The sequence below is a fragment of the Methylobacterium sp. Ger2507 genome, from assembly GCF_055231875.1.
Genome location: NZ_JBUYVC010000001.1, coordinates 4,119,814 through 4,144,671, shown reverse-complemented (window position 1 = coordinate 4,144,671; position 24,858 = coordinate 4,119,814). Strand labels below are relative to the sequence as shown.

The window sequence follows — 24,858 nt, the reverse complement described above, 5'->3', positions numbered from 1 at the left end:
TCTGACCGAAAGCCACACCATGAACCGCATGCTCCCGCTCGCGGCGCTGGCGCTCGCCTGTGCCCTCTCCAGCCATGCCCTCGCTGCCGAGGTCGTCGCGCCCGTACCCGTAGCGCCAGCCGTCATCCTGCCCTGGGGCGACTGGGTCGTGGCCATCGGCCAAACCCTCACATCGGTGCTGCTGCCCGTCCTCGTCGCCCTGCTCGGCAAGGCCGTCTACCAGATCGCCCCCTGGGCCCGCCTTTTCCTGACCCAGGCCCGCCTCGAGCAGATGACCAAGGCCATCACCGACTACGCCTTGAACGCCACCGAGGGCGTCGTGAAGGGTCAGGCCCTGACCATTCCCGTCGGCTCGGCTGTGATCGCCAAGGCCGTGCAGCGTGCCGTCGATGCGGCGCCCGCAAAGGTGGTGGCGGCGGCTGGCGGCCCGAATGGGGTGGCCGAGCTCGTGTTCCGGACCCTGCACCTGCAGGACGGCGCCACGGCCGCGAACACCCTGGCGCCGGCCCAGGCCGCGATCGTCGCGAAGTGAGGACGACCGCCGGAGGCGCCGCCATGCACCCGATCCACAATCCGACCGCCATGAACAAGACGCGGTCTACCGAGTGGATGCTGTCGTGCATGCTCTTGGTCTGGGGCACCAGCATGCTCCGTCCCGAGGCGTTCTTCGACATGCCGGTCTACCGGATCATGGGCGAAGTCATGACGGAGTCGCGTTGGGGCATGGTGGCGGCTTCGGTCGCCATCCTCCGGATGGTCGGGCTTGCGATCAACGGGTGGTGGCGCCGGACGCCGGTGATCCGGTTTGTCGGCGCGCTCTCCGGCGGCCTGTGCTGGCTCGCCATCGGTTTCCTGATGCTGGTCGGCTCCTACGCCCTCAACGTGAGGCTGCCGGCCGGCTATGGCTGGTACTGGGTCTGCTTTGGCTTCGAGGGCTGGTGCGTCCTCGCGACCGGCTACGATATGTTCAAGAACGGTTCCCTCTCTGCCGGAGCTGCGCCGCGCAATGTCGCCTGATGACGTGAAGCAGTGGGTCGACATTCTGAACACCCTTCTGGCTGCGGGCAGCGGCGGTGGGATTATCCTCGCGATTGTCGGCTACATGCGGGCGAAGGCGGAGAAGCCCCACATCGCCGACAAGCCGTCGATTGGTTCGGCCGGCCTTGCCCAGATCGGCGGCATGGTGATGGGCCAGAGCGATCTTCAAAGCCTCATCGACGCTATGCGTGGGGTCTCAGCTTCACACGACCGCTGCACCCTGGCGCGAGAAGCTGATGTGGCGTCGCGGAAGAAAGAGGCTGAGGAGCATCGCGAACACGAGCGGCGCCTGCTGGAAGAGCGGCGCCAGCACGAGCAGCGCATGGCGGAGGATCGGCACCGCGAACACCGAGAGACCATCGAAGCGTGCCAAGGTCTTACTCGAGTCGTTCGGGAGATGCGCTGCGCGGGATAAGCCGATCGACGATTTGAGAAGCGCCGCTTTGATCACCGCAACGTGACCGCTGGTCAGGGCGACGGTCTGAAACACCCAATCCGCTGGGCTGGTATTCCAATGGCTGGAAAAAACCGCAGGTGGGAGACTAGATGGGATATGCGGAGCCGCCAGCCTCAGAGTGCGACGACAATCGGAAGCGTACATACCGTGCCATCACCCGGCATAGTGATGGACGCATCATCCATGTCCTGGACATTGAGGCGGACAGCGATGACGAAGCGATTTCAATCGTCACGGCGCGAGGCAGCGACATCCGGACCGACCTTTGGAGTGACCGTGGGCTCGTGAAGCGCTTCGGTTTCGGAGCTCCACTGTTCGGAACAAATCCAGCGCGGCGAAGTTCAGACTGCTCCCAATCATACGACCCGACCTTCACCCGCCCGGAGCAATCCGCGGCGGGTTTTTCGTATCTGGGCCTCCTCGCCGCCTTCAAACAACTACCTGTGCACAAAGTATCCATCTTGCTCGCAAACGGTTGACAACATACGGTGCCCCGGCAGAGCCCGAGGAAGCCAGATGACACTGATCAATCAGTTCCCGTTCAACATTGAGCGAAGCATAACAGTAGGTGTTGGCGATAGACTGCAAATTGATAATTCAGGAGTGAAGTACGGCGAAAACTTCATCCCGGCTGGCAATGGAAGCTTTCACTTTGAATATGAGTCATTCCCAAATGGCGGCGATTTTGATAACCCGTACGTTCTAACCTATCTTGTTCCGGATGACTCGGGTCACATAGATTACTATCAGGGCCTAAACATCCGAGGCCTAGACAACTTAACTCATTACGTTGTGACTGTTCTAAATGGCGATGGAAGCGCTCCCTCCCAGTCTGCTCCTATAACTGCAGAGGACAGCTTCAACGCAACCGCGGGCTCCCAGGGCACCTTCAGCAATGCCTTGCTGCTATCCAATGACTTCGACCCTAACAACGACGTGCTGAAGCTTGATTCCATCAAGGTTCTGTCAGGACCAGCTACTGCTGAAATCAATTACTCTTTCCAGAGCGACGGAAATTTCAGCGTCTACCCCGGCGCAACGCTACCTGACGGTTCACCAGATCCGACTTTCTCGGGGATAGTAGACCTTGAGTATGTCGTTTCCGACAGCCGCGGCGGCCTTTCAACGGGCACGGCTCACATTACGTTTAACGCCACGCAGCACAAGCCTGTGGCGGTCTCTGAGGCCTACGCGACGGGTTATCAGACGCTCTTGAAGATCGACCTTCCGGGTGGCGTCCTGGCCAACGATTCGGACGCCGATGGCAATGCTCTGATTGCGAACCTGAAGACCGGCCCAGCGCACGGGACACTCGATCTGAACCAGGACGGCTCGTTCTCCTACACGCCGGAAGCTGGGTACTCGGGCAAGGACAGCTTCATCTATGCCGCCAGCGACGGCACGTATGCGAGCGCGAACACGACCGTCGAGATCTCTATCGGCGCAGCGCCTCAGGCTCCGCAAAGCAGCTTCATGACGCTCACTGCCGGCGCAGATGACGCTTCGTATGCGAGCTCGAAGGTGGGCATGCTGATCCAGGCGATGGGCGGCGACGATTCGGTCACCGGATCGCGGTTCGACGACAGCCTCAACGGCGGCGCCGGTACCGACTTCCTTCGTGGTGGGGCTGGCAAAGACTTCATTACGGGCGGCGCCGGGTTTGATCGCGTCTCCGGCGGGATCGGCAACGACACCTTCGCATTCGCCAAGGGTGATCTAGTGAACCCGCAGGAGAATGGCGGCCGGATGGATCACATCATCGACTTCCATGGCGCCGGCGTCGGCGGTTCGGGCGAGAACGATTTCCTGCGCTTCAGCGGCTTCGGGAAGGGTGCGCTCGAATTCGATCACGACCTAGGCGGCGAGGCACACACCCAGATCTACAAGGTGATGGACGAGACGGGCGCCTACCAGGGCTCACTGATTGTTCAGATGGCTGATTCGGCCAAGCACCTTGCGGCTGGAGATTACGCTTTCGCCTGATGGCGACGGCGCTAGCACTTCGAGCAGAATAACCCCGAAGCTTATTCACCCGCCCGGCTTCGGCCGCGGCGGGTTTTTCCATTTTCGCTTAGGCAAGCACTACACACATTGAGTGCCAAATTGATTAAGCACCATCGGCATCCTCAATCACACTAACAAAATCGCTGAGAGACATGCTCCTCGGGGCAAATGAAAGCACACCTCTTATTCTATACGTAATTAAATCGTCGCGTACGGCGACAACAACGAGCACATCTTTAGTGTTGATCTTGCGGAATTTGGCCCCAGGCTTAATTTCAGAAACGTCCATGTTGCACCCTATTGTACGGGCGGTAGATTTCCGCCTCTTTTCAGAAGATCAAGATGCGGTCGAAGGACAGCCCAATTAGCTAACAATATGTCATTGTATTGCAAAGATTCCTCAGTGCGCAATGTGACAACGGCTGGGCTCTCGCGTCCATGAGCCAGCTCAAACATTTCTTCAGCCATGTGGCAGGCGCTATCGACAAGCGCATTGATATCCTTCAGTTCAGTTTCCGCAGATAAAACTTGATATCCCACCGACAATGCGTTGTACGCCCGAATAAAGCCGGGAGGGTGGTCATCCATATCTATATCGTCAATAGACCACACGCTTTCACCAAACAGCTTAAAGGTAGAGTAGATCGCTCCGATGACGAAAATTGCCCGGGTGGCGCCTATACCATGCCTGCTTTCCAGCTCTTGATTCAAGAAACCATTTGGAAATTGGTCGTGTATTTTTTGAGCGCTCGACAATCTTATGGCGTTCGCCACCCCGTACCCATCAGCATCCATTTCAAAAGTTTGATAATCAATACCGCTGATGTTTCCAGACTTATCGAACCGGAGCTCCTCCAATCTTTTTAATCCAATTTCGCAATTTACCAAGTCTACGTGCCCGTTCCAAAGATGACCTAACTCATGGTTTATCAAGAAATCCATTGCATATACGAACATCTGCTGAGCGATCAGCCCTCCAAACCCATGATGGTTGGGGATTAAAAAGCTCCCTCCATTGTAAAGCTGCTTAAACGTTGATTCCGCCGGATTTATATCGAATCCTAGCTCAGCAACATCTCTAGTATCAACGATGCTATGATTTCTCAAAAATTTTGTTGAGCAGACATCGAAATAATTTTTTAATATATAGATGGTTCCTGAGTTAACTCCGATGTTGTCTCCACCCTCTATTGAAGCAAAAGCGTTCAGCTCAGGACTTTCAACTATCGAAAAACCCACCTGATGACCAGGCCTCGTTGCGTCAGCCTTAGAAGTCACAATATTGTTTACTCTTACTGTAAAAGCATCGACTATGATCCGAAACACATCATTGTCCATGTGTGAACTCCATAAGTGCGTTTGAAAAAAAACGAATGCGGCTGATCCTCAGTACCTGAAGCGTGGCTCAGAGGTCGACAGCGATTGATAACTCTATTTTTCGCTTAGTGGTAAGGCATAAAACGCCAGGCTCATCTATTTGGCCTCATTCTATTCAAGTAGGTGATAGGATTGCGCCAATCACCGCGCGAACCCCTTTGCACCTACTCGCCGCCGCCTACCATCCTTCGTCTGGATCCAGGTCTCGGCCACGCAGGTGATCGCCGGCGGCCCGGCGTCATAGTCCCAGTACCAGGACGGATCGGCCTTCGGGCCGCGCTTCAGGTCGACCGCCTCTCGGAGGATCAGGCGCAGCCGGTACTCGCCCCGGTGCTGCCCCTCCAGCAGCGCGTAGACGCGGTCGCTCGATGCGATCCATGGTGCGCTTGGCGTCGGCGCCGGGAAGATGCGCGGGGCGTAATCGTCGGTCGTGATCTCGCGCCAAGGCGGCAGTCCGTCACTCACGGCAGCTCCTCCGCGCCTAACGCCTTCAGCAGTTCGCGGCCCGCTGGCGTGATGAACCGGCCCAGGTCGCCCGGCTTCGCGCTGTCCCACCGCGCCTGCCGCTCCACGACATACCCGAGTTCGATCAGCGCCGGCATGGCAGACGGATGAGCAGAGAGGCGGAGCCCGCGCGGGTGGAGTGCGACAGCACGGAGGGCTTCAAGGGCACGGCCGCGGATGGGCGGCTTCACGCCTTTTCGGGGCGGGCGAGGAGGATCGCCGTTCGGACGGCCCCTCGGCGCAGGTGCTCGGTAGCGTCCTGGTTCGCCACGGTAGCCTTGGCCCACGGGTGGGCCTTCACGGCGGCGGCGGGGTCCAGGGTATGGCCGCTATCGAATCGGAACAGGCTCACCGTCGCATCGCGCATGAAGACGTCGACCGCCGCATCGACCTCGGCGCCGGTGATCGTCTTCGCCTTGAACAGTTCGCCGGTCGTCGGGTGCTCAGCCATGGCGGCAAGATAGGGCTTAGCGCCCAAATACCCAGATCGGGACGGCGCCGGCTGGCCGGCCTGGCGTGTCTCGATAGAAGGTCGTGTTCACGAAGCGCATCTGGGTTTTCGTGATGCCCGACGCTTTCTCGGTGCCGAGCACCAGGGCGCCGCAGAAATCTGGACGGATTGTGCCAGCCTCGGGATGCACCCCGAACACGTCCAGCGTCGTCCAGCCGAGGGCGACCGCCTCGTCCGCCCAACGATCTAGGAAGTCGATGCACGCTTCATGCGCACCTCCCCACGATTGCAGGGTGTAGCCGGGGCAGGGAACGACGCTCGGCCGAAGGTTGAGGAAGCCCTGGCGCCAGAGCGCTGGGTCGGCAGGGACGATCTTCGGTTTCGCTGAGGCTGACATGGGGTCCGGCAGTTGGTGCGGGCCGGACGGGATAGTGGAAGCAGGGCAGGGTGCCTATGGCTGGAGGGGCACAGATGGACCCGATCCAGCGCCGAAACCGGTTTGCAACTGGTGGCCTAAGTCGTTGATCGGATTATCCGGCAAACCCACGCGGTTTGCAGGAATGTCCTTAGAACCCTAGTCGCGGGACTAATCTGGGGGACTAGGGGTCGGAGGTTCGAATCCTCTCGCTCCGACCATTTCCCCGCTCGGCGACGCCGCAGATTCTCCCCCCAAACCGGTCTCTCGTATACCAACACCGTTTCGTCGACGTCGCGAAACGCGGGGGTATGCGTTTCGTCGCGGTCACGAGGCGTGGTGGATGACAGATCCGCGCCCACTACAACCCTGGGGCGGAACCCCGGGGCGCGGCGTTGGGTTCGGCTCGGGTGAACCGGAGCCGAGCGCCATGACGAGTACCCCCACCAAGATCGTGACCGTCGCGGACCTGATCGTCGACACCCTCGACCAAGCCGGCATCCAGCGCATCTACGGCATCGTCGGCGACAGCCTGAACGCCCTGACCGAATCGCTGCGGGCGCGCGGGACCATCGATTGGGTCCATGTCCGGCACGAGGAGGTGGCGGCCTTCGCGGCGGGGGCGGACAGCCAGCTCTCGGGCAAGCTCGCGGTCTGCGCCGGGTCGTGTGGACCGGGCCACGTCCACCTGATCAACGGCCTGTACGATTGTCACCGGACCCGCACCCCGGTTCTGGCGATCGCGGCGCATGTCCCCACCGCCGAGATCGGCTCCGGGTATTTCCAGGAGACGCATCCGGGCGAGCTCTTTCGCGAGTGCAGCCATTACTGCGAGATGGTGGGCGACGCCTCGCAACTGCCGCAGGTGCTGGAGAACGCCATGCGGGCGGCGATCGGGATGAGCGGCGTCGCCGTGGTGATCATCCCGGGCGACGTCGCGCTGATGGACGCGCCGACCCGCGGCGTCGCGCCCAATGCCGGGCTGATCCCGCCCCGGCCCATGGTGCGTCCGGCCGAGCCCGAGCTGAACGCCCTGGCCGACCTGCTGAACGGCTCGGAGCGGATCACCCTGCTGTGCGGGCGCGGCTGCGCCGGGGCCCATGCCGAACTGCTCCAGCTGGCCGAGGCCCTGAAGAGCCCGATCGTCCACGCCCTCGGCGGCAAGGACGTGGTCGAGTACGACAACCCCTACGACGTCGGCATGACCGGGCTGATCGGCTTCGCCTCCGGCTACGCCGCGATGATGTCCTGCGACACCCTGCTGATGCTCGGGACCGACTTCCCCTACCGGCAGTTCTACCCGAAGGACGCCCGCATCGCCCAGGTCGACATCCGCCCGGGCCAGCTCGGGCGCCGGTGCAAGCTCGATCTCGGCCTCGTCGGCCATGTCGACGACACCCTGCGGGCGCTGCTTCCGAAGCTGACACCGAAGACCGAGCGCAAGCATCTCGACGCCGCCCTGAAGCATTACGCCAAGGCGCGGGAAGATCTCGACGACCTCGCCACCGGCGCACCCGCCAAGGGCTGGTTCGGACGCAAGACCGGCCCTCAGCCGATCCACCCGCAATACCTGACCAAGCTCGTCAGCGAGGCGGCCGCCGACGATGCGGTGTTCACCGCCGATGTCGGCACCCCGACGATCTGGGCGGCGCGCTACCTCAAGATGAACGGCCGGCGCCGGCTCATCGGCTCCTGGGTCCACGGCTCGATGGCCAACGCCATGGCGCAGGGCATCGGCGCGCAATCGGCCTATCCCGACCGGCAGGTGGTGTCGCTTTCGGGCGACGGAGGCTTCGCGATGCTGATGGGCGACCTCCTGACCCTGCGCCAGCAAAAATTGCCGCTGAAGATCGTGGTCTACAACAACGGCACCCTCGGCTTCGTCGAGATGGAGATGAAGGCCGCCGGCTACCTCGAGACCGGCGTCACCCTGGACAACCCGGACTTCGCCGCCATGGCCCGCGGCGCCGGCCTCCACGCCGTCCGGGTCGAGGACCCGGCCGAGCTGGAGGCGGCCGTCCACGACGTCCTGGCCCATCCCGGCCCGGCCCTCCTCGACTGCGTCGTGGCCCGCCAGGAACTCTCGATGCCCCCCAAGATCGACGGCCAGCAGGTGAAGGGCTTCAGCCTCTACGTGCTCCGCGCCGTGATGAGTGGGCGCGGGGATTCGGTGCTGGATCTGGCGAAGACGAACCTTTGGCGGTGAGGGCAGGGGCTGCCGAGCCGTAGGAGAAATCGGATGGGTGTCTCCAAGCACATCCACACCCACCGGTTTCCGGACCGCCTGCTTTTAAGCAATGAACAGCCTTGTTTAAATTCGCCCAAAGCATGCAACAGGGCCAAACATCGTTTTAATCCGCAAAAATATTGAAATTCGAACTTTATTTTTGCAAAGCCATCCAATTATTTCTGCTGGAAAGAACGTGAGATCAAAGAATTCCATATTCTGACTTTTGAGGCCTGAAACTTTCTTGGTTAACGATACGTAACCTCCAAGCTGCCGACCTGCGAGCCGCACGTGCATCTCAGGCTGCGAGCAAGGGAGAAGACGTAATGGCTACGATCAATGGCGATGGCGGCAACAACTTCCTGAATGGCACCGAAGAAGAAGATGTGATCAACGGCCTGGGCGGCAACGACACGATCGACTCGATTGATCGTCCGGAAAATATCTTCGCGGGATCAATCAATCCGAGGCGCGACCTCGTCAACGCTGGCACGGGAGACGACTTCGTGACCGGCGGCAAGCTGGATCAGCTTGATGGCGGAGAAGGCAACGACTTCTTACTTCTCAATTTCAATTTCAATGGTCCAGTTGCCGGCTCGGCTCAACCAATATCGTTGACCCTCGATGCAGATGGAACTGGCACGGCATCTGACGGCACCTTCATCACCGGCTTTGAGTCAGTGAACTTCAACCTGTCCGATATCGGCAACAACGTCGTGAACACCGGCAACGTCCAGGCTCAGATCACGGGTGGAAACGGGAACGACACGCTCACAACGGGATCCTCGGACGACTTCGTATTCGGGGGCGGCGGCAACAACATCATCTCGACCGGTAGCGGCAATGATACGATCAGTGCCGGCTCGGGGAATGACACGGTGCTCGGCGGTGATGGCGACGACACCTTCGGCGTCAACGTTTACACCGACGGCAGCGACCAGGTGAACCTTGGGGCGGGAAATGACACGGTCCGTTTCGATCGCTTCGATGGCGGCACCGGCAACGTCCGGCTGACCTTCACTTCGGCTGAAGTTGGTAACGGCAACACCAATGACGGTGGAAGCGCGGCAAACCAGGATGGGGGCCTTGCTGTCCGTGTCCAAGCCGAAGATGCGGACGGCAACCTTACTGGAGCGGTTTCCCGCTACGATGATGAGGGCATGACCTTCGTTGCCGGAACGCAGGGGGTCACCTTCGATGTCCGTGACCTCGTATCAGGTGCGGCGCGCGGCAACACCTTCGAGGGCGTCGTACTCGGAACCAACGGGAACGACGCACTGACGTTCTTCCCGCCTTTCCGCGCTGGGCAGGACTTCTACTACAACGCAGGGCAGGGCGATGACACGATCACCGCCGGGGCTGGCAACGACTTCCTGGTCGGTGGTCTCGGAAACGACCAGATGTTTGGCGGCGGTGGTAACGACACCTACATCGTCGACTCTTTGCGCGATGTCGTGACCGAAGCAGACAGTGGGGGTACCGATACCATCCTGACAGGCTTGGGTCGGTATGTACTTGCAGCGAATGTCGAGAACCTGACCTACACCGGTCAGGGGAACTTCACCGCCGTCGGCAACGACCTGGACAACCGCGTAACCGGCGGCGGCGGCAATGACATCATCCGCAGTGGCGCCGGCAGCGATACGATCATCGGCAACGGTGGTGACGATACCCTCGACGGAGGTACAGGTATCGACACGATGGTCGGGGGTGCCGGTAACGACGCCTACATCGTCGACAATGTTGGAGACGTCGTCGACGAGACAGGCGCGACGGGCATCGACAGCGTCGGCAGCTCAGTGAGCTACACGCTTGGTACCAACGTCGAGAATATGTCCCTCATCGGCATGGGTGCCATCAACGGCACCGGGAACGAACTCGACAATCGGGTCCTTGGAAACGACGCTGCAAACGTGCTCGTTGGTGGCGGCGGAAATGATCAGCTGATTGGGGCTGGCGGTGACGACACCCTACGTGGCGGCACAGGCAATGACTCCCTGAGCGGCGGCTCCGGCAACGACATCATTGCGGGTGATGCTGGAAACGACGTCATCACAGGTGGTCTTGGTGCTGACCGCCAGGGTGGCGGTGCAGGGGATGATACCTTCGTCATCGATTTTGGCGACTTGGCCATACGGGGCGCTACCGATCTGATCGTGGACTTCCAGGGCGCAGGCCAAGCCGGGGGCGATGTGATCCGCTTCAGCGGCTTTGCTGCAGACTCGACCCTGGAACTGGTTGGCACCTCGGGCAACGCGCGGGTGTACGAAGTGCAGGACGGTGCGGGTGTGTCCGAGGGACAGCTTCTGATCAGCGCAGGTGGTACGCTGGGTCAGGTGCTCACCACGAGCGACTACGCCTTCGCCTGAACCTCGGAAGGGACCCGGCTTGGTCCGGGTCCCTTACTTTGGAGCACCCGGACGCAGAACAGCAACGTCCACTTCGCCAATCACCCGCTCAAAAGTGGATCAGCAAGAACCACCCGACCTTGTCGGACTCTCTGCGCCCTCAGTGATTTGAAAGTGGATCGACACAGGGTTTGCCAAAGATCGGCCCGCCATCCGCGCGAAGACCGGGCCGGGTGGAAAGCCTCAGTCCGCTTTTGAGACGGTCGCATAAGGAGTTGCCGTCGGATCACAGGATGCGAGCCCGGTCAGGAGAGCGATTGTTTTGACCAGCCCGTTCTTTGTCGAAACGCTTTTGCAAAGCACGGCAGAGGCCGAGCCGGACCGTGCCTTCGAGTTCTGGCAGGACTCGATATCGGCACTGAGCGGTGTCGACATCTGGGGGGCAAAGCAAGCGCGCGCAGGGTGATGTGTCGACGTCCCCAGCCTTCGATGACGAACTGCGCCTCCTTGACCGTTCGGCGGCCTGAATTATTGAGGCAAGTCATTCATATCTTGGATGATCCTGTACCCGATCAACTGTACCAACCTCTTCAAAGTCAATGTCGGTCAAAGCACCAAGCTCGCATTGAACGTTTCGTCGCTGAACGGCAGGCGGAAGCGAATCGCGATGACGGTGTCCTCGACGCGGACCACGGTGGCGAAGCGCTTGCCGGCCGTCACGGCGGCGCCGACGATGGCGGCGGGGGTGGCGCGGAAGAGTTGGATCTTGGCGCCGGTCCTGGACAGGTCCAGGATTTCGCCGTGCAGCATTTCACCGGTTGTGATCGCGTCGTCGGCGAAGCGCACCTGCACCTCGCGGTGTTCCGGCACCAGGCGCAGGGCCTCGCGCTGCTCGGTGGTCCATCCGGCCCGGGTGGTCTTCCAGGCCAGCCGTGCGGTGATGCGCTTGCGGCGCTCCTCGTTGAGCGTCGGGTGCAGGGTCAGGCCGTCCGGGTTCCGCGCGGTGATCCGGCCGGGGACGGCGCCGATGCCGTCGAGATAGCACACCGCCTCGGCGAGCAGCTGGCCCGGGGCCTGGGTGAACACGGTCAGGGTTTGCAGATCGTTGGCCTGCGGATCATTCGGCTGCGGATCGTCGGCTTTCAGCTCGGTGAACTGCGCCGTGCAGGTGAATTCGGGGCCGTCGGCGACCATGATGCGGCCGGACAGGATCGTGGGTGCGTCCATGGATCGGATGTCGCCAGAGGGGAGGGGCAGGGCTCGGCCGCACCGGCCGGGATTTCTGGGGGAAATGAGACGCGTGCGAAAACCGAAAATCTAGCCGAAATCTTGCCGGCGGTCCTGTTTTCGAACCGGGTTTCCTGTTCTTGGGCGGGCGCTCATCAGGCGGGTCGTCCGACCGGTCACGATTCTGGTCCCGGTCACGGGTGTAGTCCCGCTCACGCTGCGGCCCGAGCGCGGTCGGCCCGGAGGAAGTCCCGGGCCGCCTCAGGGGTGAGGGGCTGGCTGAACAGGAAGCCCTGCACTTCGCTGCAACCCTCGCCGCGGACGCGTTCGAGCTGCTCCGACGTCTCCACCCCCTCTGCCACGATGGCCATGCCGAGGCGGTCGCCGAGGCCGACCACCGCGCGCACGATGGCGGCGGCGTCCGGCTCGGCGATGTCGCGGATGAAGGTGCGGTCGATCTTGATCTCGTCGAACGGGAAGTGGCGCAGGTAGCTCAGCGACGCGTATCCGGTGCCGAAATCATCGAGGGCGATCTTCACGCCCTGCGCCCGCAGGCGGTGCAGCGTCGCCACCGCGGCCTCCGGGTCCTTCATCAGGGCGCTTTCGGTGACTTCGAGCCTGAGCCGGCTGGCCGACAGCCCGGCCGCGTCCAGCGCCCGCCGCACCGCCTGTTCGAGGCCGTCGCGCACCTGCACCGGCGACACGTTGACGGCGACCCGGATCGCCTCGGGCCAGGCCATCGCCTCGCGGCAGGCCTCGGTCAGGGCCCAGCTACCGAGCGCCACGATCAGGCCGGTCTCCTCGGCCACCGGAATGAACTCGGCGGGCGCGATCACCCCGTGCTCGGGATGGCGCCAGCGCATCAGCGCCTCGCAGCCCGTGACCGTGTCGGTGGCGACGTCGACGACCGGCTGGTAGGCCAGGAAGAAGTCGCCGCGGCGGATCGCCTCCTTCATCTCGAAGGCCAGGCCCTGGCGCCGCGAATGGCGCGCGGCCAGGGCCGGGGCGAAGCGCCGATAGGTATCGCGCCCGAGGGTCTTGGCCTCGTAGAGCGCGATGTCGGCCCGGCGCAGCAGGGCATCGGCGCTGATGCGCTCGCGCCAGGCCAGGGCCGACCCGATGCCGACGCCGACCGCGACGCTCATGCCGTCGATCTCGATCGGCTCGCCGAGGGCCGCGATGATGCGGGCCGCCACCGCGTCGGCTTCCGCGAAACCGGCGGCCTCCTCTCCGAAACCGGCGGCAGCCTGTTCCAAACCGGCGGGACTCTGTTCCAGACCGGCGGAAGCCTGCAGCACCACCGCGAACTCGTCGCCGCCGAGGCGCGCCACGGTGTTGGACGCGCCCGCCGCCCGGCGCAGCCGCTCGGCCACCACGCAGAGCAGGCGGTCGCCGCCCTCGTGGCCGAGGGTGTCGTTGACCACCTTGAAGCCGTCGAGATCGCAGGCCAGCACCACCGCCGGATGCGGGCCGTGCTCGGCCTGCGCCAACGCCTGATCGAGGCGCTGGCGGAACAGGCGGCGGTTCGGCAGCCCGGTGAGGTCGTCGTGCAGGGCCATATGGGCGACCCGCGCCTCGGCCTCGCGCCGATGGGTGATGTCGATCTGGGTGCCGACCGCCCGCAGGGCGAGCCCCTGCGGATCGTGATCGACCACCCGCCCGCGGGTGAGCACCCAGACCGCGCTGCCGTCGCTGCACACCACGCGGTGCTCGCACTCGAAAGCGAGGGTGGCGCCCCGGATGTGCTCGATCATCACCGCGCTCAGGCGGTCGCGGTCGTCCGGATGGATGATGTGCTCCATCGGCTGGCGCGTCTCGACGGTGTCGCCGGCATAGCCGAGCCGGGCGAGCCAGGCCCGCGACACCCAGATCCGCCCGGTGACGAAATCCCAGTCCCAGATCCCCTCGACGCCGCTGTCCAGGGCAAGGGCGAGCCCGTCCTGGCCCGGCCGCATCGGACCTTCCCCGACGCGCGGGGCCGCCTCCGCCTCGCGCCCGAGCAGCCACGCCGACAGCCGCGGCGCCAGGGACCAGGCCGTGCTCATGTTCGGCGCCCTCCCGCGGTCGCTGTCGTCGTCGCGCTCGCCTGCAAAACTCAGGACCCTGCCGGTCATGCCGATGTCCTCGTCGGGTTTCTGGCCGAATTCATCGTCGAAGTCGGCGCGCGCTCGGGCGGTCGTCCCGCCCCGCACCGCGCACCGGGATTGCTGCTCGACCTGCCGCCATCCAGACCCCTCCCGGCAGGTGGACACCTGCAACCTGGAGCGTTTATCCCGGCCAGGAATTAAGGGTTCATGAAGCCTGCCAGCTTTTGCGGTCTTTCATTTTGTATTCGAGTGGACTCAACTTTTTTTATATAACATATGTCGGACAATTCCCGGAACCGGGGATGGACATACTTTGATCTATGACAAAGAGGCTTCTGAAATCCGACCCTCTGTCGCGGCTTACTGCCGCTCATACAAAAACGTATCGCCACCTTTGATACAGTGCCGGTTCAGCGGGCGAGGACCCGTGTCCGAAGACACGCGACCGATATCGACATCTGAGTTTCCGGGAGCACGACTTGCGACGGACTTGATCTCGGACGAGGCCGCACGACCGGAAGCTGTCCATCCCCACCGTGCGCAGGCGCCGAAGCTCCGTGGCCTGGACGGGCGTCTCCACAACGCAGCCCGGACCGGCCGAATGCGCTTTCCCCCGTGGCGCGGGATGGTCTAAACCGGGACCCAGAGTAGAACATTTCCAAGGCGGTCGGCGGCAGGCAATGCCGGGCGCGCGGGGCCAGGATTCATCCAGGACACATCATGCGCATCGGACTGTTCGTGCCGTGCTACGTCGACGCCTTCGAGCCGGAGGTGGGCATCGCCACCCTGGAGCTGCTCGAGCGCTTCGGCCTCGACGTCCAGTATCCCTTCGACCAGACCTGCTGCGGCCAGCCGATGACCAACACCGGCTGCCACGCCGAGGCGGCCGCCACCGAGGCCCTGTTCGTCAAGAATTTCTCCGGGTTCGACTACGTGGTGGCCCCCTCCGGCTCCTGCGTGCATCAGGTGCGCGAGCATCTGACGGCGATTCCGCAGACCGACGCGGTCAAGGCGGTGCGGGCCAAGACCTTCGAGCTGGTCGAGTTCCTGCACGACATCCTCAAGGTCGAGGAATTTCCCTGGGCCGAGTTCCCCCACAAGGTCGGCTACCACGGCAATTGCAACGCGCTCCGGGGTATCCACCACGCCCGCCCGTCCGAGCTGAACGCGCCGTTCTTTTCCAAGCCCCTCGACCTCCTCAAGAAGGTCAAAGGCATCGAGATCGTGGCCCCGGCCCGGCCCGATGAATGCTGTGGCTTCGGCGGCACCTTCTCGGTGTTCGAGCCCGCCGTCTCGGCCAAGATGGGCTACGACAAGGTGGCGGACCACGCCCAGGCCGGGGCCGAATACGTGGTCTCGGCCGATTCCTCCTGCATGATGCACCAGAAGGGCTGCGCCGAACGCCTCGGCGTGCCGCTCAAGTACATCCACATCGCCCGCATCCTCAATGGAGCGACCGCATGAGCGCGTCAGACGAACTCCGTCCCCGTGACGATGCGCGCCGCGACGGCGTGATCCATCCCGAGGTGCTGGCCGGCAGCGACGAGAGCGAGCGGGGCCAGGACGGCCAGCGCCTCCAGCACGCCGAGGGCGCCTCGCGGCCGATCTCGGCCAAGGCCATCTCCCCGAAGGCCCCCCGCGAGCCCCAGCCCCGCGGCGCCAAGATCCGGGGCGACCGGCCGATCGACCAGGCCGAGGCGGCCGAGCGCTTCCTCGCCGCACCGCTGCACCAGAAGGCGCACGACGCCCGGCTCTGGGATTTGCGCACCAAGCGCGACACCGCCGCCTTCGGCATCCCCGAATGGGAGGAGCTGCGCGAGCTGGCCTCGCAGATCAAGACGCACACCCTGGCGAACCTCGACCGCTACCTCGAGCAGTTCGAGGCCCAGGCCAAGGCCAACGGCGTTCACGTGCACTGGGCCGCCGACGGGGCCGAGCACAACCGCATCGTCCACGGCATCCTCAAGGATCACGGCGCGAAATCGCTGATCAAGTCGAAGTCGATGCTCACCGAGGAATGCGGCTTCCGGCACTACATGGCCGGCACCGGCATCGAGGTGATCGAGACCGACCTCGGCGAGCGCATCCAGCAGCTCGACAACGAGGAGCCGAGTCACGTGGTGGTGCCGGCCGTGCACAAGACCCGCTTCGACGTGGCCGAGGTCTTCTCCCGCACCATGGGGACCGACCCCGAGAACGACGACGCCCACTACCTCGCCGAGAGCCAGCGCATGCACACGCGCCCGCTCATCCTGGAGGCGGATGCGGGGCTGACCGGCTGCAACTTCGCCATCGCGGAGACCGGCACGGTGGTGACCTGCACCAACGAGGGCAATGCCGATCTCTCGGGCAACGTCCCGAAGCTTCAGATCCACTCCATCGGCATCGAGAAGCTGATCCCGCGCATCGAGCATCTCGGGGTGTTCCTGCGCCTGCTCTCGCGCTCGGCTCTGGGCTCGCCGATCACCCAGTACACCTCGCATTTCCGCGCGCCCCGCAAGGGCACCGAGATGCACATGGTGCTGGTCGATAACGGCCGCTCCGAGCGCCTCGGCATGGAGGAGTTCTGGACCTCGCTGAAATGCATCCGCTGCGGCGCCTGCATGAACACCTGCCCGGTCTACCGGCGCTCGGGCGGCCTTTCCTACGGCGCCACCTATTCGGGGCCGATCGGGCTGATCATCGACCCGACCTTCAACAAGCGGAAATACTCGACCCTGCCGTTCTCCTCGACGATGAACGGCAGCTGCACCAATGTCTGCCCGGTGAAGATCAACATCCACGAGCAGATCTTCGCCTGGCGGAAGGTCCTGGCGGAAGAACATCAGATCCCGCTCCTGAAGCAGGGCATGATGAAGGCGGCGGGCCAGGTGCTGAGCCGCCCCGCCACCTACCGGGCCGCCATCGGCGCCGCCGATTCCGCCCTCAAGGTGCTGCCGCGCTTCGCCGTCTACAACCCGCTCAACACCTGGGGGAAGGGCCGCGAGATGCCCGAGGCCCCGCGCCAGACCTTCCATGCCTGGTACAAGCAGAACCGCATGGGCAAGGCCGATCTCAAGAGCGCCGGCAACAAGAGCGCGGGCAGCAGGAGTTCGGGCAGCAAAATTTCGGACGGTGTGAAATGAGCGTCCGCGAAGCCACCCTCGCGCGCATCCGCCAGAACCGGCCGGCGGGCGACTATCCGCTGCCGGACGTGCCGCTGTTCGCGCCGCTCGTCGGCGACGACCACGTGGCCGAGTTCGGCGAGCGCCTGAAGCGCATGGGCGGCCGGCTGGCCGAGGTGGTCCCGGGCGCCGATCCCTTCGCCAGCGTGCGCGAGCGCCTCGACGGCGCGGCGGTCATCGCCTCGGCCGTCCCGGAGATCGCGGGCAACCGGGACCTGCGCGCCGTGGCCCGGCCGCAGGACCTCGCCGACGTCGACGTCGCCATCGTGCGGGCGGTGTTCGGGGTCGCCGAGACCGGCTCGGTGCTGTTCACGCAAGCCGAGTTGCAGGTGAATGCGGTCGCCTACCTCGCCCAGCACCTGATCGTGCTCCTCGACCCCGCCGACATCCTGGTGAACATCCAGGCGGCCTACCGCCGCCCGGATTTCGCCCGCGCCGATTACGCCGTGCTCCACACCGGCCCCTCGGCCACCGCCGACATCGAGGGCGTGCTGATCCACGGCGCGCAGGGCGTGCGCTCGCTCACGGTGATCCTGGTGCCGCGCCGGGACTGAAGCCTCGCCGCTTTGCGTGCGGCGAGGCTCGATTTGTCGCGTCAGGCCATCGCCATCGCCGTCTGCAATGGGGGTGGAACGAGCTTACGCATCCGCTTGGCCAGATTGGTTGGCGCGTTGCAGATCGTAACCAGACGCCAGACAATCGACCATCCGTCCTCGACCGTCGCCTTGGTGAAGGAGAAATTCGCCTGCGTCGGCTGGCGGACGCCGTTCTGGTCGCTGAGATAGTACTGCCAAACCGAGTAGGGATTCGGCGTCGGCTCAGTGAAGCTCTGGGCGAGGCGATAGAACCCCGCCGGATAGGGAATTCCGGTCCGGCCCGTGAATGGGGCAGGGTGGTATTGGGCGATCGAATTGACGATCTCGTTCTGATCGAACGTGATCTGGGTATAAAAAAATTCGGATCGGCTTGATACAGGTACTGCATGATGTTGGCGACAGTGTTTCCCTTCGTATTCGCAAGATCGACTTCGGTGCGGTAGAAAACACCGACGACACTGAATGAAACGCTCATAGACGATTCCTCTCGGCAGCCGTGATCGGCGTCAGGCCACTGCCGGTGCAGCGCGACGTTTCCCTCCTTCGTGTCAGCCAGGAAGGGAGATTCCCGCGAATGCATTGGAGGACACCTCAAGTTTTCTCGATTCGCGATGTTTCGAAACTTGAGATTTACAGTTTTTAAAAAATGTCCCAGAAACGATTGAGATATCCGCGCTCGCTTCCGGTCCGATCTCAGAATCCAACCAGCTCGGGCGCTCCCGCAGGCCCGAACCTTGCTATGCTGAGAGATAGGAAACGTCGCCGAAGGAGCGGATGGTGCGCTATCAACTGGGCTGCAATTTATCCTACAACATCCTCTCGGACACGACCTTCATCTTCAATCTTGAAGTGGCGCGCCTGCGCAGCGTCGAGATTCTCAGTGAAAGCTTGACGCTGAGCCCCGACCTCAAGCGCGACATTTACATCACGCCCGACCTTCAGAACCGCTATCTCGGCGTCAACGTCCCGGTCGGGCAGTTCGCGTTGGAATACAACGCCGAGGTCGATCTGACCGTGCACCGGGCCGACCCGGCGACGGTGAACGAGACCCCGATCGCGCAACTGCCCCTCGACATCCTGCCGTTCCTGCTGCCGAGCCGCTTCGTCTCGTCCGACCGGCTGACGCCGTTCGCGCTGGCCGAGTTCGGCGCGCTGCCGAAGGGCCACCAGCGCGTCAACGCGATCTGCAACTGGATTCACGACCACCTGACCTATCAGCCGGGTTCCAGCGACGGCGAGACCACGGCGCATGAGAGCCTGCTGAAGCGGGCCGGCGTCTGCCGCGACTTCGCGCATATCGGCGCCGCCTTCTGCCGGGCGCTCGGCATCCCGGCCCGCTTCGTCAGCTGCTACGCCCACGGCCTCGTGCCGAGCGATTTCCACGCGGTGTTCGAGGCCTATCTCGACGGGCGCTGGTGGCTGTTCGACGCCACACGGCAGGCCGACCTCGACGGGCTGGTGCGCATCGGCGTTGGCCGCGATGCCGCCGAGATCGCGTTCTCGACCCCCTGGGGCAACATGCAGCCGGTCAACCAGCAGATCCGGATCAGCCGCTCGGACGGGCAGGGCAGCCCGCCCCAGCGCACCGTCGACGCGATCTCCACGGAGGAGCCGGCCCCGCACGCGGGCGCGGCCTGAGGCGTCACAGGATGCGGTGATCCCCGGTTCCCCTGCCGCCGGGCGTACCGTACCCCTCGTGGCGAGCGGCGCGGCGCGGCCCATTCGCGGCTGCGTTCGAGGATGCGAATGTCTGTCCTTCAGGAGAGGGTCGAGCCATGGCCTATCGTCACATCGTCGGTCCACGCACCCACGTCTTCGCCGATCTCGCGACCCTGATGGCCAAGGCGACGCCGGTGCGCTCCGGCGACCGGCTCGCCGGCGTGGCGGCGGAATCGGCCGAGGAGGAGATGGCGGCGCGCTGGTGCCTCGCCGACGTGCCCCTGCGCGAGATCCTGGCCCGGCCGCTGATTCCCTACGAGGACGACGACGTCACCCGGCTGATCCTCGACACCCACGACGTGCCGGCCTTCGCGGACATCGCCCATCTCACGGTCGGCGACTTTCGCGAATTCCTGCTCACGGCCTCGTCCGAGACCCTGGCGCGGATCGCGCCGGGCATCACCCCGGAAATCGCGGCGGCGGTCAGCAAGATCATGCGCAACCAGGACCTGATCCTGGTGGCGCGCAAGTGCCGGGTGGTCACGCGCTTTCGCAACACCATCGGGCTGCCGGGGCGCCTCGCGGTGCGGCTGCAGCCGAACCACCCCACCGACGATGCCGCCGGCATCACCGCCTCGATCCTCGACGGCCTGTCCTACGGCTGCGGCGATGCGGTGATCGGCCTGAACCCGGCCTCGGATTCGGTCTCGACCCTGAGCGGGCTGCTCCACCTCTTCGACGACCTGATCCGGCGCCTGGAGATCCCGACGCAGGGCTGCATCCTCACCCACGTCACCGCCACGATCGAGGCGATGAACCGGGGCCTGCCGGTCGATCTGGTGTTCCAGTCGATCGCCGGCACGCAAGGGGCCAATGCCAGCTTCGGCGTGACCCTGCCGATCCTCCGGGAGGCGCACGAGGCGGCGCTGGCCCTCAAGCGCGGCACAATCGGCGACAACTGCATGTATTTCGAGACCGGGCAGGGCTCGGCCCTCTCGGCCGGCCAGCACCATGGCATCGATCAGCAGACCCTGGAGGCGCGGGCCTACGCGGTGGCGCGGCCGTTCCGGCCGCTGCTCGTCAACACCGTGGTGGGCTTCATCGGGCCGGAATACCTCTACGACGGCAAGGAGATCATCCGGGCCGGGCTGGAGGACCATTTCTGCGGCAAGCTCATGGGCGTGCCGCTGGGAGTGGACGTCTGCTACACCAACCACGCCGAGGCCGACCAGAACGACATGGACACCCTGCTGACCCTGCTGGGGACGGCGGGCTGCAACTTCGTCATGGGCATTCCGGGGGCCGACGACGTGATGCTGAACTACCAGTCGACCTCGTTCCACGACTCGCTCTACCTGCGCGAGGTGCTGGGCCTGAAGCGCGCCCCGGAATTCGAGGCCTGGCTCGCGCAGATCGGGCTCACCGACGCGGACGGCACCCTGCTGCCGGAGGGGCCGAGCGCCCGCCTCATCGCCGCCGCCCCCGGCCTGGGCGATCGGGGGATGGCCGCATGAGCGACGATCACACCACGACGGACGCCGATCCCTGGGCCCGCCTCGCGCGGCTTACCCCCGCCCGCATCGGACTCGGACGGGTCGGCTCCGGCCTGCCGACCCGCGAGGTGCTGCGCTTCGGCCTCGCCCACGCCCAGGCCCGCGACGCCGTGCACACGCCCCTCGACGGGGAGACGGTCAGGGCCGGCATCGCGGCGCTCGGCTTCGACACCCTGGCGCTGGCCTCCGCCGCGCCGGACCGGGCGACCTACCTGCGCCGCCCCGACCTCGGCCGTGCCCTCGGGGACGAGGCGCAGGCCGCCCTCGCGGCCCGGGGCGACGGGCCGGTCGACCTCGCCCTGGTGGTCGCGGACGGGCTCTCGGCGCGGGCGGTGCACGAGGGCGCGGCCGGCTTCCTCGCCGCCTTCCAGCCGCACATCGCGCGCGCCGGCTGGCGCCTCGCCCCCATCGTGGCGGCGACGCAAGCCCGGGTCGCCCTCGGCGACGGCATCGGCGCTGCGCTGAAAGCCCGCGCCGTGGTGGTGATCATCGGCGAGCGGCCCGGCCTGTCCTCGCCGGACAGCCTCGGGCTCTACCTCACCTTCGGCCCGCGGGTGGGGCGCTCGGATGCCGAGCGCAACTGCATCTCGAACGTGCGCCCGGCCGGGCTCTCGCACGAACTGGCCGCGTTCAAGCTCGACTGGCTGCTGACCCAGGCCTTCGCCCTGGGGATCTCGGGCGTGTCCCTGAAGGACGGCAGCGGGCCGGCCCTGGAGGCGGCGCCGGACCCGACGAAGCTCGGGCCCGGCCCGACGGGGCAGCCGCCCGCCTGAAGGCCCGGCCAAGCTCCGCCAAGACGCCGGAGCGCGAAAACCGCTGCGGGCGCAGGTTGTTCGGAAGGTTTTCCGCACCAAAGCGTGGCTGTGGCGGGGTCGCAACACCCTGAAAGCATCCCGACTTTGCCTTGGGAGACCCCTTTCGCCGCCGCGATCCCGCCATAAACCGGGACCACCTCAGCAACCGCGGTAAACGATAGTCCCCCCAACGCTTTACCGCGGAGTTCAGACGCTTTCCGAGAAACGGTCCGGTGGGACCGCGCGCCGTGGGTTTCCCCGGAACGCACCCACCTGTCCGCGGTCGCCCCGAGCTCACCCATGCGGATCAGGCCGGGGCGGCGAGACACCACGATGGACGCGCGTAAAACCGACAAGTCGAAGCTTCCGAGCCGCCATGTCACGGAGGGGCCCGAGCGCGCCCCCCACCGCTCGTACCTCTACGCCATGGGCCTCACCCGCGAGCAGATTCACCAGCCGCTGGTGGGCGTCGCCTCGTGCTGGAACGAGGCCGCGCCCTGCAACATCTCGCTGATGCGCCAGGCGCAGGCGGTCAAGAAGGGCGTCTCGGCCGCCAACGGCACCCCGCGCGAGTTCTGCACCATCACGGTGACGGACGGCATCGCCATGGGTCATGCCGGCATGCGCGCCTCGCTGCCCTCCCGCGAGGTCATCGCCGATTCAGTCGAGCTGACCATGCGGGGCCACGCCTACGACGCCCTCGTGGGGCTGGCCGGCTGCGACAAGTCCCTGCCCGGCATGATGATGTCGATGGTGCGCCTCAACGTGCCGGCGATCTTCATCTATGGCGGCTCGATCCTGCCCGGCTCCTTCCGGGGTCGCCCGGTGACGGTGCAGGACCTGTTCGAGGCCGTCGGCAAGGTCGCGGTCGGCGACATGTCCCTCGACGATCTCGACGAGCTGGAGCAGGTCGCCTGTCCTTCGGCCGGAGCCTGCGGCGCGCAGTTCACCGCCAACACCATGGCGACCGTCTCCGAGGCCATCGGCCTGGCGCTGCCCTATTCGGCCGGAGCCCCGGCGCCCTACGAGATCCGCGACAGATTCTGCATGACCGCGGGCGAGAAGGTGATGGAGCTCATCGCCAAGAACATCCGCCCGCGCGACATCGTCACCCGCAAGAGCCTGGAGAACGCGGCGGCCGCCGTCGCGGCCTCGGGCGGCTCCACCAACGCCGCCCTGCACCTGCCGGCGATCGCCCACGAATGCGGCATCAAGTTCGACCTGTTCGACGTCGCCGAGGTGTTCAAGCGGACGCCCTACATCGCCGACCTGAAGCCGGGCGGGCGCTACGTCGCCAAGGACATGTTCGAGGTCGGCGGCATTCCGCTCCTGCTCAAGACGCTGCTGGATCACGGCTTCCTGCACGGCGACTGCATGACCGTGACCGGCCGCACCATGGCGGAGAACATGGAGAAGGTGCATTGGAACCCGGACCAGGACGTGGTCCGCTCCGCCGCCACGCCCCTGACGCCGACCGGCGGCGTCGTCGGCCTGCGCGGCAACCTCGCCCCCGAGGGCGCCATCGTGAAGGTGGCGGGCATGTCGGAGGACAAGCAGGTCTTCACCGGCCCGGCCCGCGTCTTCGACGGCGAGGAGGCCTGCTTCGAGGCGGTCCAGAAGCGCACCTACCGGGAAGGCGAGGTGCTGGTCATCCGCTACGAGGGTCCGAAGGGCGGCCCCGGCATGCGCGAGATGCTGTCCACCACCGCCGCCCTCTACGGGCAGGGGATGGGCGACAAGGTCGCGCTGATCACCGACGGACGCTTCTCGGGCGCCACCCGCGGCTTCTGCGTCGGCCATGTCGGCCCCGAGGCGGCGATCGGCGGCCCGATCGGCCTGATCCAGGACGGCGACGTCATCACCCTCGACGCCATCAAGGGCACGCTCGACGTGGCCGTGACCAACGAGGAATTCGCCAAGCGCCGGGCCGCCTGGACCCCGCGCACCAACTCGGCCACCTCCGGCTACCTGTGGAAGTACCAGCAGACCGTCGGTCCGGCGGTGAACGGCGCGGTGACCCATCCGGGCGGCGCCGAGGAGACGCACACCTATGCGGACATCTAGGACAGCCCACGGCCGCGCCCTGCGGCCGGTCCGGGCCGCCCGGGATCGGCCGCTGGCGCTGCGCGTCCGTCGGCTCGCGGCGGCGGCGGGGCTCGTGTTCCTCGGCGCCGGTCCGGCGATGGCGCTCGACGCCACCGTGCGGACACCCGTGCCGACCGGCAACTATCGCAGCGCCCGCGAGGCCCTGCGCACGGGCGTGCGCGACTACAATGCCGGCGACAAGGTCGGCGCCGCACGCGCCCTGGAATATGCCGCCGACCAGGGCCATGCCCTGGCGCTGTGGAAGCTCGGCCGCATGTATGCGGAGGGCGACGGCGTGCCCCACGACGACCTCAAGGCGTTCGAGTTCTTCTCGCGCATCGCCGACGATCCGACCGACGAGGGGCCGGATGCCCAGAACTCGGGCGTGGTCGCGAGCGCCTTCACGGCGCTCGGGGCCTACTTCCTCGACGGGATCAAGGGCACCTACGTGCGCCCGAATCCCGAGCGCGCCTACGACATGTTCAACTATGCCGCCTCGTATTTCGGCGACCCGAACGCGCAGTACAATCTCGGCCGCCTCTACCTCGACGGCACCGGCGTCGACACCGATGCGCGCCAGGCCGCGCGCTGGTTCAACCTCGCCGCCGAGAAGGGTCATGCCCCGGCCCAGGCCCTGCTGGGCCAGCTCCTGGTCAACGGCCAGGGCGTACCGGCCCAGCGCGCCCGCGGGCTGATGTGGCTGTCGATGGCCCGCGACGCCGCACAGGGGCGCAAGGACGACTGGATCGTCGCCCTCTACGAGAAGGTCTGGGCCTCGGCGAGCGAGGAGGACCGCGCCGCCGCGATGGAGCAGGCCTCCCAGGCCAGCGCGCAGGTCACCGGCTCGGCCCGCCGCCGCCGCTGACCCGCGC

Annotated in this window: 22 protein-coding genes; 15 read left to right on the top strand and 7 right to left on the bottom strand. The window is 65.1% G+C overall.

Annotation, left to right across the window (positions count from 1 at the left end):
- Window positions 1-19 precede the first annotated feature (19 nt).
- The 4 genes from ACV7NL_RS19090 to ACV7NL_RS19075 all read left to right on the top strand — a co-directional run bounded on the left by ACV7NL_RS19090 (window position 20) and on the right by ACV7NL_RS19075 (window position 3,478).
- Complete coding sequence (locus ACV7NL_RS19090) at window positions 20-532, top strand: hypothetical protein (RefSeq protein WP_463356499.1); 513 nt, start codon at window positions 20-22, stop codon at window positions 530-532.
- A 23-nt stretch (window positions 533-555) separates the two neighbouring features.
- Window positions 556-1,017 (top strand): hypothetical protein, encoded by a 462-nt coding sequence (locus ACV7NL_RS19085; RefSeq protein WP_463356498.1) that lies wholly within the window; start codon window positions 556-558, stop codon window positions 1,015-1,017.
- Window positions 1,007-1,453: a hypothetical protein gene (locus ACV7NL_RS19080; protein WP_463356497.1), complete on the top strand. Its 447-nt coding sequence runs from the start codon at window positions 1,007-1,009 to the stop codon at window positions 1,451-1,453. The genes ACV7NL_RS19085 and ACV7NL_RS19080 overlap by 11 nt, the downstream gene beginning before the upstream one ends.
- Before the next feature lie 558 nt (window positions 1,454-2,011).
- The gene (locus ACV7NL_RS19075; protein ID WP_463356496.1) at window positions 2,012-3,478 is read left to right on the top strand and encodes an Ig-like domain-containing protein; all 1,467 of its coding nucleotides are present in this window, start codon (window positions 2,012-2,014) and stop codon (window positions 3,476-3,478) included.
- 318 nt (window positions 3,479-3,796) lie between these two features.
- On the opposite strand, the gene ACV7NL_RS19070 is transcribed toward ACV7NL_RS19075, so the two are convergent.
- The 5 genes from ACV7NL_RS19070 to ACV7NL_RS19050 form a co-directional block, all read right to left on the bottom strand.
- Entirely contained in the window at window positions 3,797-4,837 is a 1,041-nt protein-coding gene (locus ACV7NL_RS19070) for a hypothetical protein (protein WP_463356495.1), read from the bottom strand.
- Window positions 4,838-5,017: 180 nt separating this feature from the next.
- Complete coding sequence (locus ACV7NL_RS19065; RefSeq protein WP_463356494.1) at window positions 5,018-5,341, bottom strand: hypothetical protein; 324 nt, start codon at window positions 5,339-5,341, stop codon at window positions 5,018-5,020.
- Entirely contained in the window at window positions 5,338-5,478 is a 141-nt protein-coding gene (locus ACV7NL_RS19060; RefSeq protein ID WP_463356493.1) for a hypothetical protein, read from the bottom strand. The genes ACV7NL_RS19065 and ACV7NL_RS19060 overlap by 4 nt, the downstream gene beginning before the upstream one ends.
- Window positions 5,479-5,567: 89 nt before the next feature.
- The gene (locus ACV7NL_RS19055) at window positions 5,568-5,858 is read right to left on the bottom strand and encodes a hypothetical protein (RefSeq protein ID WP_463356492.1); all 291 of its coding nucleotides are present in this window, start codon (window positions 5,856-5,858) and stop codon (window positions 5,568-5,570) included.
- Window positions 5,848-6,228: a hypothetical protein gene (locus ACV7NL_RS19050; RefSeq protein WP_463356491.1), complete on the bottom strand. Its 381-nt coding sequence runs from the start codon at window positions 6,226-6,228 to the stop codon at window positions 5,848-5,850. The genes ACV7NL_RS19055 and ACV7NL_RS19050 overlap by 11 nt, the downstream gene beginning before the upstream one ends.
- Before the next feature lie 448 nt (window positions 6,229-6,676).
- Between ACV7NL_RS19050 and poxB the strand changes: the two genes are divergently transcribed.
- The 3 genes from poxB to ACV7NL_RS19035 all read left to right on the top strand — a co-directional run bounded on the left by poxB (window position 6,677) and on the right by ACV7NL_RS19035 (window position 11,287).
- A complete protein-coding gene (gene poxB, locus ACV7NL_RS19045; protein WP_463356490.1) occupies window positions 6,677-8,452 on the top strand; it encodes a ubiquinone-dependent pyruvate dehydrogenase in 1,776 nt (591 codons plus the stop codon).
- Window positions 8,453-8,799: 347 nt separating this feature from the next.
- Window positions 8,800-10,842: a calcium-binding protein gene (locus ACV7NL_RS19040; RefSeq protein ID WP_056184177.1), complete on the top strand. Its 2,043-nt coding sequence runs from the start codon at window positions 8,800-8,802 to the stop codon at window positions 10,840-10,842.
- Between the two features lie 301 nt (window positions 10,843-11,143).
- Window positions 11,144-11,287 (top strand): hypothetical protein, encoded by a 144-nt coding sequence (locus ACV7NL_RS19035; protein ID WP_156633981.1) that lies wholly within the window; start codon window positions 11,144-11,146, stop codon window positions 11,285-11,287.
- Between the two features lie 140 nt (window positions 11,288-11,427).
- On the opposite strand, the gene ACV7NL_RS19030 is transcribed toward ACV7NL_RS19035, so the two are convergent.
- Window positions 11,428-12,048: a PilZ domain-containing protein gene (locus tag ACV7NL_RS19030; protein WP_463356489.1), complete on the bottom strand. Its 621-nt coding sequence runs from the start codon at window positions 12,046-12,048 to the stop codon at window positions 11,428-11,430.
- A 212-nt stretch (window positions 12,049-12,260) separates the two neighbouring features.
- A complete protein-coding gene (locus ACV7NL_RS19025; protein ID WP_463356488.1) occupies window positions 12,261-14,162 on the bottom strand; it encodes a putative bifunctional diguanylate cyclase/phosphodiesterase in 1,902 nt (633 codons plus the stop codon).
- A 693-nt stretch (window positions 14,163-14,855) separates the two neighbouring features.
- Here ACV7NL_RS19025 and ACV7NL_RS19020 point away from each other — a divergent pair.
- The 8 genes from ACV7NL_RS19020 (at window position 14,856) to ACV7NL_RS18985 (ending at window position 24,851) form a co-directional block, all read left to right on the top strand.
- Window positions 14,856-15,599 carry a (Fe-S)-binding protein gene (locus ACV7NL_RS19020; RefSeq protein WP_056184171.1) on the top strand — a complete coding sequence of 248 codons (744 nt, stop codon included), beginning with the start codon at window positions 14,856-14,858 and terminating at the stop codon, window positions 15,597-15,599.
- Window positions 15,596-17,260 carry a lactate utilization protein B gene (locus ACV7NL_RS19015; RefSeq protein ID WP_156376033.1) on the top strand — a complete coding sequence of 555 codons (1,665 nt, stop codon included), beginning with the start codon at window positions 15,596-15,598 and terminating at the stop codon, window positions 17,258-17,260. Before ACV7NL_RS19020 ends, ACV7NL_RS19015 begins: the two co-directional genes overlap by 4 nt.
- Window positions 17,257-17,853, top strand: coding sequence for a LutC/YkgG family protein (locus ACV7NL_RS19010; RefSeq protein ID WP_056184166.1), 597 nt, complete (start codon window positions 17,257-17,259; stop codon window positions 17,851-17,853). The genes ACV7NL_RS19015 and ACV7NL_RS19010 overlap by 4 nt, the downstream gene beginning before the upstream one ends.
- A gap of 819 nt (window positions 17,854-18,672) precedes the next feature.
- A complete protein-coding gene (locus ACV7NL_RS19005) occupies window positions 18,673-19,533 on the top strand; it encodes a transglutaminase-like domain-containing protein (protein ID WP_056184357.1) in 861 nt (286 codons plus the stop codon).
- A 137-nt stretch (window positions 19,534-19,670) separates the two neighbouring features.
- Window positions 19,671-21,068 carry an ethanolamine ammonia-lyase subunit EutB gene (locus ACV7NL_RS19000; protein ID WP_463356487.1) on the top strand — a complete coding sequence of 466 codons (1,398 nt, stop codon included), beginning with the start codon at window positions 19,671-19,673 and terminating at the stop codon, window positions 21,066-21,068.
- Window positions 21,065-21,880, top strand: a complete 816-nt coding sequence (gene eutC / locus ACV7NL_RS18995; protein ID WP_463356486.1) for an ethanolamine ammonia-lyase subunit EutC — start codon at window positions 21,065-21,067, stop codon at window positions 21,878-21,880. Before ACV7NL_RS19000 ends, eutC begins: the two co-directional genes overlap by 4 nt.
- 354 nt (window positions 21,881-22,234) lie before the next feature.
- Window positions 22,235-23,965, top strand: a complete 1,731-nt coding sequence (ilvD, locus tag ACV7NL_RS18990) for a dihydroxy-acid dehydratase (RefSeq protein ID WP_463356485.1) — start codon at window positions 22,235-22,237, stop codon at window positions 23,963-23,965.
- On the top strand, window positions 23,952-24,851 hold the full coding sequence (locus tag ACV7NL_RS18985; protein ID WP_056184156.1) for a tetratricopeptide repeat protein: 900 nt from the start codon (window positions 23,952-23,954) through the stop codon (window positions 24,849-24,851). The genes ilvD and ACV7NL_RS18985 overlap by 14 nt, the downstream gene beginning before the upstream one ends.
- Window positions 24,852-24,858 lie beyond the last annotated feature (7 nt).